Raw genomic sequence first — 13,970 nt, 5'->3', positions numbered from 1 at the left:
GTGCCTCGGCTACGAGAGCCTCCGATGCGGGCGTCTGCGATCTGGGTGTCTCCGATGCGGGCGCCTGGGAACGGCGTGACCATCGAAGGTATGGAGCCGCTCGAACCGCTTCCCGTCATCCGGCCGATGCTGGCCACACCCGGCCCGCTGCCCGGTGTCGGAGAGGAAGCGGAGTGGGCGTTCGAGACCAAGTGGGACGGTGCGCGGTGTGTCGTCGCGGTGGCGCATGACGGGTCACTGCGGCTGCGTACGCGCGCGGGCGACGACGTGACCGCGCGGTATCCCGAACTCGCGGAGCTCGGCCGGCTGCTCGGCGGCCGGACGGCCGTGCTCGACGGCGAGGTCGTTGCCCTGGCCGACGGCCGTCCCGATTTCGGTCTGCTGCAACGCCGGCTGGGCGTGGTGAACCCGCGCAGGGCGGCTCAACTGGCCGTGAGATATCCCGTCCATCTGGTGCTGTTCGATGTCATGCATCTCGACGGCAGACCGCTGCTGGCGCTTCCGTACCGGGACCGCAGATCGGTCCTGTCCGGACTGGGACTCGTGGGCCCTCACTTGTCGGTGCCCGGTTATGCGGTCGGCCATGGACAGCGGGCGTGGGACATCACGCTGCGGGCCGGATTCGAGGGCCTGGTCGCGAAGCGGCTGTTGTCGCCGTACACGCCCGGCATCCGCTCCGACCAGTGGCGCAAGATCAAGCACACACCCGCGCAGGACGTCCTCATCGGCGGCTGGACGGAGGGCCGCGGCGGGATCGCCGGACTCCCGGGCGCGGTCCTGGCCGGTGTGGAGGTGCCGGAAGGGCTCCGTTACGTCGGGTCCGTCGGGTCGGGTTTCTCGGCGCTCGAACGGCATGACCTCGCCCGGCTCCTGGCGGTCATCCCGCGCGACACCTCGCCCTTCGTCAACCCGGTGGACCTGCCCGCGCACTGGGTCGAGCCCCGGCTCGTCGCCGAGATCACGATGGCCGGCTGGACGGCGGCGGGCCGTCTCCGTAGCCCGGTGTGGCACCGGCTGAGGAGCGATCTGACGCGTGACGAACTCGGCGGCTGACCGTGCCCGCGAGGGTGCCCTGTCGCGGCCTCGTCGCTGTCTTCTTGCGTCAGCTCGGCTGCCCGGTCGGCATGATCGTCACCTGCTGGAGGTTCACCCGAGGCGGCTGTGTGGCGATGAAGCCGACGGTCTCCGCGATGTCCTCCGGAGTGAGCCATTCCACCGTCTCCTTGGAACCGGCCAGCCAGTCCTGCGCACCCTGGTCGGTGACATGGCTCTGCAACTCCGTACCGACGATGCCCGGCTCGATCGCGGCCACCCGGACGTTCTTCGGGCCCAGCTCGACCCGTAGATGCCGGGAGAGGTGCGTGACGTAGGCCTTGGTACCGGAGTAGACGGCGAAGTTCGGGAAGATGTTCTGCGCCGCGATCGACGCGGTGTTGATCAGATCCGCCACACCGCGCTCGCCCGCGGCCCTGACGAGCTGTGGCGTGAACGCGCCGATGGTGTTCATCAGCCCGGTGATATTGACGTCGATCTGCTGCCGCCACTGGTCGGTGCGCAGCTCCTCGATCGGGGCCGGCAGCATGACACCGGCGTTGTTGAACAGCAGGTCCGCGCTGCCCAGCTCGGCTTTCACCTGGTCGGCGGCGCTCAGCATCTCCTCGGCCTCGGTCACGTCGGCGGTGAGCGCCAGCGCGGTGCCGCCGTTCTTGTCGATCCGAGTGACCAGATCGTCCAGCCGCTCCGCGCGCCGCGCCAGCACCGCGACCTTCGCGCCCAGCGCCGCCAGATGCTCGGCCGAGGCCTCGCCGATACCGCTGGAAGCGCCGGTGATGACCGCGACGCGGCCGTGCAAGGGCTTGGCAGGGTTCTGAGTGGACATGATGAGCACACCTTCCGAGACGGTGTCGATCTGTTTCCAACCACTTCCAGCACACCACCGCCCGGCCCGCCCCGCAGCGCCAGAGGCGGAAGGGCGCGGACCATCGACGTAGGCAGGACCACGGCCCGCCGCGGTAACTCGGTTGCCGGTGCAGCTCCTCAGCCGTCAGTCGGCGATGTCGACGCCGTAGGTGCGTGCCAGCGCGGCCAGGCCGTGGCCGTAGCCCTGGCCTACGGCTCGGAAGCGCCAGAGCGGGCCGCGGCGGTAGATCTCCGCGAGGAGCAAGGTGCGTTCGGTGGTGGCGGCGTCCAGGACGGCCTGGGCCAGAGGCGTCGCGCCGCTGTCCGGGGCCGCGGTGATCTGTACCGCGCCGACATCGCCGAAGGTGGGCGCGCCGTCCATGGCCGCGCAGATGACCACTTTGCGGGCGGCCGGTGGCATGGCGGTGAGGTCGATGGTGATCGTCTGCTCGGTCGGCCCGTCGCTGAGCAGCCGTACGGAACTGTTGGGGCTCTCCGGAGCGCCGTAGAAGACGAAGTCCTCGTCCCGGGAGACCTGTTCGTCCTCGTCCACGATGAAGGCGACGACGTCGATCTCGCAGCTTGTCCGCTGGGCCCAGGAGGCGCGCACGTCCCAGCGCGTCACCGTCCTCGTATCGGGAAGGTCGATCACGCCGCCTCGCGGCAGGACGTACGGCGACCGTGTGCGCGCGCTTCCGTACGCAGCGGCCACCGCCGTGGGTGCGGGTGCGGTGAGCCAGTCGGCGTCGTGGGCCGGAAGCCGGAGGGCGGTGATCCGAGGCATGCGACGGTCGTGTTCGCCGCCGGCGAGGAGCACGACGTCCGTGACGCTGGCGGAGAGATTGACGGCGGCGGCTCCGCCGAGTTCGACGATACGGGTACGGGCCTCGGCCGCGTCCTGGTGGACACCGCCCACGACGAGGACGCGCCGCCCCGCCAGCGGCTTGCGCTTGGCGACGGCCTCCGGCTCGCGCGCGGCCGGTACGGGCACCACGGGCGGTACGGGCACCGCCGCCGCGGCCTGGGCAGGCACCACCGCCGCAGCCGGAACAGGCACCGGCACCACCGCCGAGGCAGCCACCGCGACCGGCTCCGCCGACGTCGGCTTCTCGTGCGGCGTGCCCGGACGTACGTCGTCCAGCAGCCCGAGGAAGGCGCGTTCGTCAATGACCGGAACGCCCTCCGCGAGGGCCCGACGGGCCTTCGCCGACCTCGCAGCGGAGTCGTTGGTGACGAGGGCGCTGGTGTACCGGCTGACCGAGCTCACCATGTTCAGCCCGGCGGCGACGGACCGCGCGACCAGCTCCGCCCGCGCCGTCGCGGTGTCACCGGTGATGGCGATCTTCATGCCCTGGACGAGCCGGCCGTCCGAGGCGAACTTCCCCGGGTTGCGGTACGCGCACGGCGTCTTGGGCGGCTTCGGCGTGAACTGCGGGTCCTGCCGCGGCGGGCAGGCCACCAGCGGCAGCGGCAGGTCGAGGCGGGCGGCCTCCTTGAGCGAGGCACGGAGGATCCCGGCCAGGACACGGGTGTCGTCCAGCGCGTCGTGCGCCTTCGTCTGCGGTACGCCGTAGTGCGCGGCCAGAGTGCCCAGACGCATATCGGCGGTCGGCGGGTCCACCCGGCGGTTCAGTGCCAGGGTGCACAGCCGCTGCGACACCGGCAGATACAGTCGCGCCCGCGCGAACTCGTGCGCCAGGAAGTCGTAGTCGAACTGGGCGTTGTGGGCCACCAGGACCCGGTCCTGGAGCAGGGCCCCGATCCGTCCCGCGATCTCCTCGAAGGCCGGCGCACCGCGCAGCCGTTCCGCGGTCAGGCCGTGTATGTGCACAGGACCGGGATCGCAGCCGGGATTCAGCAGCGTCGAGAACTCGCCGGTCTGCTTCCCGTCCGGGCCGACGGTCACCACGGCGATCGATAACACCCGGTCCCTCCGTGCGATCAGCCCGGAGGTTTCCACATCCACCAGGGCCCAGTCGAAGGCGTAGTCGCGAAGGTCCGGCATGTCCGGAGCGGAGGTGACGAAAGTCATGACGGCAAGGATGATCCGGGAATCGGGCCTCATCAACCGGAATGCCGATATGTCCCGTACTGGATCCCATACCGGGTCCCGTACTGGACCGGAAGTGATCGCGCCGACAGTTCGGCCTCGGGCCGATACTTCGACACTTCGGCCTCGGGAAGTTCTCGGGAAAAGCACTTGGCCATACGGACCGCCGACCTGCCGCAGGTGCCCACCGGCGTCGCTCCGGCATTGACGCCACCCCTACGCCGCGCCCGCTAAGCTCCTCTGACCTGCGCAAAGACTCTCCCGCGCAGGCCCTCCCAGGAGGAGGGCCGTGCACCGCGCGTAGAAGCGCCCCCGGCAGGACTCGAACCTGCGGCCAAGTGCTTAGAAGGCACCTGCTCTATCCACTGAGCTACGGGGGCCGGGTGGTGGCCTCGGTGACCTGGAGCCCGGGGTTGGGTGGTTCCGTGACCTTGCCGGGACAAGGATAGGGCTCCGATCACCTTGACCCGGTTGCTTCACGTGCGTGGCACGTTGTGGAGGTTCAGTGAAGCGAACCGATAATCGCAGGCAGGTGCGATTCCCGCATCGCTTTTGGCCTCCCGCGCCCCGGGTGTTGTGCACTCGTTATGCCTGCGCCCCACTCGTCCCGTCTGTCCACAATGCTTGATCGGCGCGCAGAGATGTCTATACGCTTCAAAAAGGCTCCAAAGTTGGGCATTCTTCGCATGTGGTGACCTTGGATGTACGGCCCGAGCTGATCGACGCACTTTCCGCACTGCGCGACTGTGTCGCTGCCGTGCGTCTTCCACTCCCTCTCCCCGGTGCGCCGCGGGCCCGGCAGACCCGGGCCGAGCTGCTCGCCCAGCTCGACGACTATCTGCTGCCGAGGCTCCGGGACCCCGAAGCACCTCTGCTCGCGGTCGTCGGCGGATCCACCGGTGCCGGAAAGTCCACACTCGTCAACTCCCTTGTGGGACGGCGGGTCAGCGAGGCGGGTGTGTTGCGGCCCACCACACGTACCCCCGTACTCGTGTGCCATCCCGATGACCACCACTGGTTCGCCGGAATGCGGGTGCTGCCGCATCTCACCCGGGTCTGGCTGCCGCAGCAGGAGGAGGACGGAGGAGCGGGCGCGGAGGCCCTGGCGAAGAACACGCTGCGTATCGAGACCGCCTCCTCCCTGCCCCGGGGGCTCGCGCTGCTCGACGCTCCCGACATCGACTCGCTCGTGGTGGACAACCGGTTGCTGGCCGCCGAGTTGATCTGTGCCGCCGACGTCTGGGTCATGGTCACCACCGCCTCCCGGTACGCGGACGCCGTGCCCTGGCATCTCCTGCGTACCGCCAAGGAGTACGACGCGTCGCTGGTCACCGTCCTCGATCGGGTGCCGCACCAGATGATCAACGAAGTGGCGCGGCAGTACGGGGCGCTGATGAAGCGCGCGGGACTCGGTGACGTACCTCGGTTCACCATCCCCGAGCTGCCCGAGTCGGCCGGCGGCGGGCGCGGGCTGCTGCCCACCACCGCCGTCGCGCCGCTGCTCGGCTGGCTCGCGCACCGGGTGCAGGATCCGGCGGCCCGCCAGCAGGCGCTGGAGCGTACGGCGGCCGGAGTGATCAACTCGCTGAACGTACGGATGCCGGAGCTGGCCGGCGCGGTGGCCGCCCAGTACGCCGCCTCCGTACGGCTCACGGGCGCCGTGGAGGAGGCGTACGCGGCCGAGGGCGAGCGGGTACGCAGACAGCTCCAGCGCGGCGCCGTGCTCGCCGGAGACGCGCGTACGCGCTGGCGCGGCTATCCCAGGGACAGCTCGGCGCGCGAGCTGCTCGACTCGCTGGCGGAGAGTCTGGGCGCGCTGTTGCAGTGCGCCGTCGCCGCCGCCGAGGAGCGCGTCACGGAGGCATGGCAGCGCGAACCGGCCGCCGGGGCCCTGCCCGTACCGAGCGCGGACCGTGAGGGAGCGGAACGCGTCGGAATCGCCGTACGCCGCTGGCGCCGTGTGCTGGAGGAACTGGCCGAGGAGGAGGTACGGCGCCTCGACCGCACCGCCGCTCCCGACCCCGAGACCGTGGCGGCCCTGCTCGCGGCGGCCCTGCTGGGCGGCCGTCGGTCGCGCGCGGCGGGAGAGCGGCTCGCGGAGCGGATCGGGGCGCGCAGCGCGCTGCGGCTGCGCGACCGTGGCGGCGCGCTGGTGACGACGTATATCGACCGCGTACTGCACGGAGAGCGCGACCGGCGGCTGGCACCTCTCGACGCCCTTGAGGTGACGCCGGAGCCGCAGGCCGAGCTGATCGCCGCGCTGTCCGTACTCCAGAAGGAGAGATGACCGAAGTGGCCGATGTGACCGCTGTTACGGATAAGACGAATAACGCGGATAACGTGAATAGCACAAATAATGCAAAGAATGTGAATGGTGCGGGCCATGTGAAGAGGGCGGACAAGGTCGCCGACGCCGGCGAATCTCACGGCGGCGAATCCAGGGATGGCGAATCCCCGGGCGGCGAATCCCTGGGCGGTCCCGAGGATGAAAACGCCGGTAGTGGCTCCGTGGGCTCCGAGGGCGCCGGGAGTGCGAGGTCGACGGACGAATCCGGCGCCGCCGCCGAGGCGGGCGCCGCCAAGGGATCCTCCGGCGGCTGGGACGACGGCTTCATCGCCCGCCGCGCCGCCGAGAAGGGCGACCTCGACGCCGACCTGGAGGGACTGGAGGAGGTGGGCGACCTCAGCGGCGTCCACTCCGCGCACGGCGTACAGAGCGCGCGCGACGCCGTGCACGCCGTACACGGCGTACACGGCCTGACCGGCGCCCAGGACGGCAGCGGGAGCGCCTCCGGCGAGAGCGAGGAGCACACGCCCATCGGCGGCGCGTACGGCGGCTCCCTGCGCAGACGTCTGGACGCCCTCGGCGAGCTGGTGGGGCTCTCCAGGGCCCGGCTGGACTCCGCCCTCCTCGCCGAGGCCGGACATGTCCTGGAGGAGGCCTCCGCCCGCCAGCGGCTCTCCTCGTACCACACGGTCGTCGCCATCGCGGGAGCGACGGGCAGCGGCAAATCGACGCTGTTCAACGCCCTGGCCGGAGTGCCGATCTCGGAGACCGGCCTGCGCAGGCCCACCACCTCGGCACCCATCGCCTGTATGTGGTCGGACGGCGCGGCCGGGCTGCTCGACCGGCTGGAGATTCCCGGACGGCTGCGGCGCAGGCCGCTCGCGGGCGGCGACGGCGACGACGAGCTGCACGGGCTCGTCCTGGTCGATCTTCCCGACCACGACTCGGCCCTGGTGTTCCACCGTGAGCAGGTGGACCGCGTGCTCGCGCTCGTGGACGCGGTCATCTGGGTAGTCGATCCGGAGAAGTACGCGGACGCCGCCCTGCACGAGCGCTATCTGCGTCCGCTGGCCGGACACGCCGAGATCACCTTCGTCGTGCTCAACCAGATCGACCGGCTTCCCGGCGAGGCCGCCGACCTGGTGCTGGACGATCTGCGCCGGCTGCTGGACGAGGACGGTATGGCCCTCGGCGAACACGGTGAGCCCGGCGCCACCGTGCTCGCGCTCTCCGCCCTCGGCGGGCAGGGCGTCGGGGAGCTGCGGGAGCTGCTCGGACGGTTCGTACAGGAGCGGAGCGCGCCGGCGCGGCGGCTCTCGGCCGATGTGGACGCGGCGGCCCGGCGGCTGCGTCCCGCGTATGTCGCGGACGGGCGGCCCGGGCTCGGTGAGCGCTCGCGCGAGCAGTTCGCGGACCGGCTGGCCTGGGCGGTCGGCGCGGTGGCGGCGGGCGAGGCGGCGGAGCGCGAGTGGCTCAGAAACGCCGGGCGCGCGTGCGGGACGCCCTGGCTGAGGCTGTGGCGCTGGTACGAGAGCCGGCGGATGCCCGGTTACGGGCGGCCCCGGCCGCCGGCCGTCGTGGAGGAGGAGCTGACGGCGCGTCAGCGCGTCGAACAGGCCGTACGTACGGTCGCGGAGGAGGCGTCCGCAGGGCTGCCCGCGCCATGGGCGAACTCCGTGCGCGAGGCGGCGGCCCGAGGCTCCCGAGGGCTCTCGGAGGCGCTGGACGAGATGGCGGTGAAGGCGGGAACACCCAGCGGCAGGCCGCCGCGGCCTGCCTGGTGGCCCGCCGCCGTACTGGTGCAGGCGACCATGACGCTGCTTCAGATCTTCGGCGCGCTCTGGCTGGTGGGACAGATCATCGGCGTACTGGAGCCCGGGCTGATCCCGCCCGTGCTGGTGATGCTGGCCGGGATCATCGGCGGCCCGCTGGTGGAGTGGGCCTGTGCCGCGGCGGCACGCGGACCGGCGAGGCGGTACGGGCAGGACGCCGAGCGCAAGCTGCGCGAGGCGGCGGCGGGATGCGGCCGGGCGCGGGTGCTCGATCCGATCGCGGCGGAGCTGATGCGGTACCGGGAGGTGCGGGACCAGTACGTGGCGGTGTCCCGGGCAGGCCGCTGAGGCGAGGCGGGTGCGGCGAGGCGGGTGAGGCGAGGGGCTGGCGGCGGATGACGGATGACGGATGACGGGTGAGACGGGCGGCGGCGGGTGACGAGGTTTTCCACAACTGATCGGTAATCCACAGGCGTCGGCAGATTCTTTCCGTCCGGTCCAGCATGGAATCAGTCAATGCAGCCGGACGGGAGGGCCGTTATGAACGACACAGTGGTGACGGTGGTGGGGAATGTCGCTACAGGCGTGGAATTCCGGGAGTCGCCCACGGGCGGAGTGGCGCGCTTCAGATTCGCGGTGAGCGCGCGCCGCTGGGACCGGCAGAAGAACGGCTGGGCGGACGGGCCGACGAGCTTCTACACGGTGTGGGCGTGGCGGGCCCTGGGAGCGAATCTGGCGGCCTCGGTGTCCGTCGGTGAGCCGCTGGTGGTGCACGGCCGGCTGCGGGTGCGCGAGGACGAGCGGGACGGACAGCGCAGAGTCTCCGTGGATATCGAGGCGGTGGCGGTCGGCCACGATCTGACGCGCGGGACCTCCGCGTTCAGACGTGCGGGCAGGGCGGTTCCGCCTCTGACGGAGCGTCATGGCGGAATGGCACAGAGCCAGGACGAGGACCGAGGCCGGAGCCGCGACCAGGAGCCGGGCGCGCCGCCCGGTCCACCCGGGCCGTCCAGTCCACCCGGCCTGCCCGGTCCACCCGGTTCTGAGCCTCTGGTGGCGGCGGTTTCGGAGCGTGATGGCATTGCCGTGGCGATCCCTGTTGCCTGAGAGGTAGTTGTGGAGATTTGTCGATATACCCAGCCGTATTCCATGGTTGCTTCGGAGTGTCGATAACGATTCCGATTCGGAACGGTTGTCTGGGTGCGCGGGCGGGCATTCGCGGTTCTTCCCGTCCATAGGATTCGCGAGTACTCACGGGCACTTGAGTCTGCCGGCGAGGCATCCCCCCACGCGTTCACACGCGACAGGACCTCGCCCGAAGGGGAATTCTGTGTTTTCTGCGATATCTGCGTCATCCGTACGGAGGCGAGGCGCCGCTCGTCTCGCCGCCGCGGTTCTCGTATCGGGTCTGGTCGCGATGGGCTCGCTGGCCGGTGCCGGCGCGGCCGTCGCCGATGACACCTCCCAGCACCCGGGCGGCGCCGCCGCCACGCTCGACGGTCTGAAGACCTACGACGGTGCCGTCCTCCATGCGAACGGCAAGGACCAGCAGCTTCCCGCCGGACTGTTCGAAATGACCGTCGACGGCGGCGGCAAGCTCAAGACGTACTGCATCGACATCCACAACCCGACGCAGGAGCAGGCGAAGTATCTGGAGACGCCCTGGGACCAGACCTCGCTCGGCGCCAACAAGAACGCCGGCAAGATCCGCTGGATACTGGACCACTCCTATCCGCAGATCGACGACCTCTCGGCGCTGGCCGAGGCCGCGGGCACCGGACCGCTCACCGAGAAGACCGCCGCGGCCGGCACTCAGGTCGCGATCTGGCGCTACTCGGACGGCGCCGATGTCGACGCCAGTGACGCCGAGGCCGAGAAGCTCGCCGACTGGCTGGAGAAGAGCGCCCAGGACAGCGCGGAGCCCAAGGCCTCGCTGACTCTGGAGCCCGGCGCGGTCTCCGGCAAGGCCGGCGAGAAGATCGGTCCTGTCACCATCCGGACCGACGCCGACAGTGTCGCGGTGGCGCCGCCCGCCGATGCCGCCGCCACCGGCGTCGAGATCACCGACAAGGAGGGCACACCGGTCACCACCGCCGTCAATGGCACGGAGCTGTACTTCGACGTGCCCTCCGACGCCGTTGACGGCACGGCCTCGCTCGGTGTGCAGGCCACCACCTCGGTGCCGGTCGGCCGCGCCTTCGCCGGTGTGACCAAGAGCCAGACGCAGATCCTGGCCGGATCCAGTGAGTCCACCGTCTCCGCGACGGCGACGGCGACCTGGGCCGAGCGCGGCGCGATCCCGGCGGTCACGGCGGAGAAGAACTGCGCGGAGGGCGGTGTCGATGTCACCGCAGCCAACACGGGCGACGCGCCGTTCACCTTCGAGCTGAACGGCTCCGAGCACACCGTGGCGCCGGGTGCCACCGAGACCGTCACCGTGCCGGTCGGCGAGGACGAGGCGTACGACTTCACCATCACCGGGCCCGCCGGATTCACCCAGAACTTCAAGGGCGTCCTGGACTGCGAGACCACCGGCACTCCCGCTCCGGTGACCGAGCAGCCCTCCTCGCAGCCGAGCGCGGCCTCGGCCGGCGGCGCCGCGGCGGGCGGCCTGGGCGCCATGAGCGGCACGGGCGATCTGGCGGAGACCGGCTCCTCCAGTGCGACGCCGATCATCGCGGGCATCGCGATCGCGCTGGTCGTCCTGGGCGGCGCGGCCGTGTTCCTCCTCCGTAAGAAGAAGGCCTCGGCCTCCGAAGAGTGATCCACTCCTGCCTGGAGTGACCCGAGCGTGAGTACACCTTGGCGCTGAGTGATACGGCGCGCACAGTGGCCTCCGGTACGCGACAGCGCGCCGGAGGCCACGCCCGTACCGGCGGTGCCACGGCGCGCGCGGGTCCGGGGAGCGGTACTGGTTTCCATCAGGGGATGGACGTCAGGCAAGATGGGGTGTATCTGCCTCATGCGGCGGAGCCGCACATTGGCCCTTCTCGATTGCCGGACGGTTTCTCTTGGCTGAGTACATCTACACGATGCGCAAGACGCGTAAGGCGCACGGCGACAAGGTCATCCTCGATGACGTGACGCTGAGCTTCCTGCCGGGCGCGAAGATCGGTGTGGTGGGTCCGAACGGCGCCGGTAAGTCCACCGTGCTGAAGATCATGGCCGGCCTTGAGCAGCCGTCCAACGGCGACGCCTTCCTCTCCCCGGGCTACACCGTCGGCATGCTCCTCCAGGAGCCGCCGCTGGACGAGTCCAAGACCGTCCTCCAGAACGTCCAGGACGGCGCCGCCGAGATCATGGGCAAGCTCAACCGCTTCAACGAAGTGGCCGAGGCGATGGCGACGGACTACTCCGACGCGCTCATGGAGGAGATGGGCAAGCTCCAGGAGGACCTCGACCACGCCAACGCGTGGGACCTGGACACCCAGCTCGAACAGGCCATGGACGCGCTGGGCTGCCCGCCCGGCGACTGGCCCGTCACCAATCTCTCCGGTGGTGAGCGCCGCCGTGTCGCGCTCTGCAAGCTGCTGCTCGAAGCCCCCGATCTGCTGCTGCTCGACGAGCCCACCAACCATCTGGACGCCGAGTCGGTCCAGTGGCTGGAGCAGCACCTCGCCAAGTACCCCGGCACCGTCGTCGCCGTCACCCACGACCGGTACTTCCTCGACAATGTCGCCGGCTGGATCCTGGAGCTGGACCGCGGCCGGGCCATCGGCTACGAGGGCAACTACTCCACCTATCTGGAGACCAAGCAGACGCGTCTGAAGGTCGAGGGCCAGAAGGACGCCAAGCGCGCCAAGCGGCTCAAGGAAGAGCTGGAGTGGGTCCGCTCCAACGCGAAGGGACGCCAGGCCAAGTCCAAGGCCAGGCTGGCCCGTTACGAGGAGATGGCCGCCGAGGCCGACAAGATGCGGAAGCTGGACTTCGAGGAGATCCAGATCCCGCCGGGCCCGCGGCTCGGCAGTGTCGTGGTCGAGGTGGAGCATCTCTCCAAGGCGTTCGGCGAGAAGGTCCTGATCGACGATCTGTCGTTCTCGCTCCCGCGCAACGGCATCGTCGGTGTGATCGGGCCGAACGGCGCGGGCAAGACCACGCTGTTCAAGATGATCCAGGGCATCGAGGAGCCGGACTCCGGTGTCATCAAGGTCGGCGACACCGTGAAGATCAGCTATGTCGACCAGGGCCGCTCGAACATCGACCCGAAGAAGTCGCTGTGGGCGGTCGTCTCCGACGAGCTGGACTACATCAACGTCGGCCAGGTCGAAATGCCCTCGCGAGCCTATGTCTCCGCCTTCGGCTTCAAGGGCCCGGACCAGCAGAAGCCGGCCGGAGTGCTCTCCGGCGGTGAGCGCAACCGGCTCAATCTGGCGCTGACGCTCAAGCAGGGCGGCAATCTGCTGCTCCTCGACGAGCCGACCAACGACCTGGACGTCGAGACCCTGTCCTCGCTGGAGAACGCGCTGCTGGAGTTCCCGGGCGCGGCCGTGGTCGTCTCCCACGACCGGTGGTTCCTCGACCGCGTCGCCACGCACATCCTGGCGTACGAGGGCGACTCCAGGTGGTTCTGGTTCGAGGGCAACTTCGACTCGTACGAGAAGAACAAGGTCGAGCGGCTCGGCGCGGACGCCGCCCGCCCGCACCGTGCCACCTACAAGAAGCTCACCCGGGGCTGAGATGGCCCGGCACTTCTACATCTGTCCTCTGCGCTGGTCGGACATGGACGCCTTCGGGCATGTCAACAATGTGGTCTTCCTCCGTTATCTGGAGGAGGCCCGGATCGACTTCATGTTCCGGCTGGCGCCGGGGGACGGCTCGCCGTCCTTCGCCGGCGGTTCCGTCGTGGCCCGGCACGAGATCGACTACAAACGGCCGCTGGTCCACCGGCACGCGCCGGTGACCGTCGAATCGTGGGTGACGAAGATAAGCGCGGCGTCGCTGACGATCGCGTACGAGATCAAGGACGACGAGGACGCGGAGGAGGTCTACGTACGGGCCTCGACGGTCGTCGTGCCGTACGACCTGGCCGCCGGGCGCCCACGGCGGATCACCGAGGAGGAGAAGTCCTTCCTCCTGAAATATCTGGATGACGACAAGGATGCCATCGCGGCATGACCGCGTCCGTGCCTATGCCTGAGCCCGAGTCCGTACAGCCCGTCTCCGTGCGGGGACTGGAGTTCGCCGACGCGCGGGAGGCGGCCGATCTCGGCGCCTTCCTCGGCCGGCTGATCCACTACGACCGCGCCGCCGCCGTCCGGCTCCAGGCCGGAGGCGGCGCGCTCGCGGTGTTCGGCCGGCCGGCGTCCTTCGAGGTGCTGGCGATCCGTACGGCCAGGCTGGCCGCGCCGTACGAGCTGGATGTCACCGTCTCCGCCGGTGAACTGCTCGAAGCGATCGACGAACACGCCGGTCATGCGCTCGTGCCCGCGGCCGTCACCGGGCCGCCGTGGGCCGGAGTGCTGCCGCCGCGCGGTGGCTGGCGGCAGGTGGCCGGACTGCCGGGCGAGGGCGCGATGCGTGGTGCGCTGTCGGCCGCCGTCGCCGAATTCCGTTCCCGCGACGAGCAGTTGCCGTCCGGCAGCAGGACCAGGGCCGAACGCGACAGGATCGGCCGGGAGATCTGGTCCCGCACTCTCGGCGACACCCAGCTTCCGCTGCGGGCCGTGCACGCGGCACAGTCGCTGGGCTTTCTGCGGCCGGTCCGCGCGATGGTGCCCGTACCCGCGGCGCGTGCGGTGTCCGCCGCGCACGCCATGTCCGGGAAGGCGTCGGTGCCACCGGAGCCGGAGCCGGTGGCGCTGCTGGAGTCGGGAAGCTGGCTCCGGCTCCGTACGCCGTACGGCTCGATAGCGGTACGGCGCGCGGGACTCGGCGCGCTGTCCGTCACTCCGGCCTGAGGATCGGCCGGCGGCCCGGCCGACGAGCGGCCCGGTCCGACGGTCGGCCCGGCGTGAGGGCCGGT

General features: G+C 70.3%; 10 protein-coding genes and 1 tRNA gene. 8 read left to right on the top strand and 3 right to left on the bottom strand.

Annotated features, from left to right (window positions below; translation table 11 throughout):
* Positions 1-90 precede the first annotated feature (90 nt).
* Positions 91-1,053, top strand: coding sequence for a non-homologous end-joining DNA ligase (ligD, locus tag ACFV6H_RS32180; RefSeq protein WP_385549395.1), 963 nt, complete (start codon positions 91-93; stop codon positions 1,051-1,053).
* 49 nt (positions 1,054-1,102) lie between these two features.
* On the opposite strand, the gene ACFV6H_RS32175 is transcribed toward ligD, so the two are convergent.
* The 3 genes from ACFV6H_RS32175 to ACFV6H_RS32165 form a co-directional block, all read right to left on the bottom strand.
* A complete protein-coding gene (locus ACFV6H_RS32175; protein WP_385549392.1) occupies positions 1,103-1,879 on the bottom strand; it encodes an SDR family oxidoreductase in 777 nt (258 codons plus the stop codon).
* Positions 1,880-2,044: 165 nt separating this feature from the next.
* Entirely contained in the window at positions 2,045-3,931 is a 1,887-nt protein-coding gene (locus ACFV6H_RS32170; protein WP_385549389.1) for a TerD family protein, read from the bottom strand.
* 325 nt (positions 3,932-4,256) lie between these two features.
* A tRNA-Arg gene (locus tag ACFV6H_RS32165) sits at positions 4,257-4,329 on the bottom strand.
* A gap of 317 nt (positions 4,330-4,646) precedes the next feature.
* Between ACFV6H_RS32165 and ACFV6H_RS32160 the strand changes: the two genes are divergently transcribed.
* From ACFV6H_RS32160 to ACFV6H_RS32130, 7 genes are all read left to right on the top strand, one after another.
* Positions 4,647-6,236 carry a dynamin family protein gene (locus ACFV6H_RS32160; protein WP_384778848.1) on the top strand — a complete coding sequence of 530 codons (1,590 nt, stop codon included), beginning with the start codon at positions 4,647-4,649 and terminating at the stop codon, positions 6,234-6,236.
* Positions 6,233-8,356, top strand: a complete 2,124-nt coding sequence (locus tag ACFV6H_RS32155; protein WP_385549386.1) for a GTPase — start codon at positions 6,233-6,235, stop codon at positions 8,354-8,356. The genes ACFV6H_RS32160 and ACFV6H_RS32155 overlap by 4 nt, the downstream gene beginning before the upstream one ends.
* Before the next feature lie 192 nt (positions 8,357-8,548).
* Positions 8,549-9,115, top strand: coding sequence for a single-stranded DNA-binding protein (locus ACFV6H_RS32150; RefSeq protein ID WP_385549383.1), 567 nt, complete (start codon positions 8,549-8,551; stop codon positions 9,113-9,115).
* Between the two features lie 223 nt (positions 9,116-9,338).
* A complete protein-coding gene (locus ACFV6H_RS32145; protein WP_385549379.1) occupies positions 9,339-10,772 on the top strand; it encodes a Cys-Gln thioester bond-forming surface protein in 1,434 nt (477 codons plus the stop codon).
* A gap of 247 nt (positions 10,773-11,019) precedes the next feature.
* The gene (ettA, locus tag ACFV6H_RS32140) at positions 11,020-12,684 is read left to right on the top strand and encodes an energy-dependent translational throttle protein EttA (protein WP_093591748.1); all 1,665 of its coding nucleotides are present in this window, start codon (positions 11,020-11,022) and stop codon (positions 12,682-12,684) included.
* A gap of 1 nt (position 12,685) precedes the next feature.
* The gene (locus ACFV6H_RS32135) at positions 12,686-13,123 is read left to right on the top strand and encodes a thioesterase family protein (protein WP_093591751.1); all 438 of its coding nucleotides are present in this window, start codon (positions 12,686-12,688) and stop codon (positions 13,121-13,123) included.
* Entirely contained in the window at positions 13,120-13,905 is a 786-nt protein-coding gene (locus ACFV6H_RS32130; RefSeq protein WP_385549376.1) for a hypothetical protein, read from the top strand. Before ACFV6H_RS32135 ends, ACFV6H_RS32130 begins: the two co-directional genes overlap by 4 nt.
* Positions 13,906-13,970: the final 65 nt, after the last annotated feature.

The organism is Streptomyces sp. NPDC059743 (assembly GCF_042732975.1).
Lineage (GTDB): Bacteria > Actinomycetota > Actinomycetes > Streptomycetales > Streptomycetaceae > Streptomyces.
This window is presented reverse-complemented; position numbering and strand designations above follow the sequence as displayed.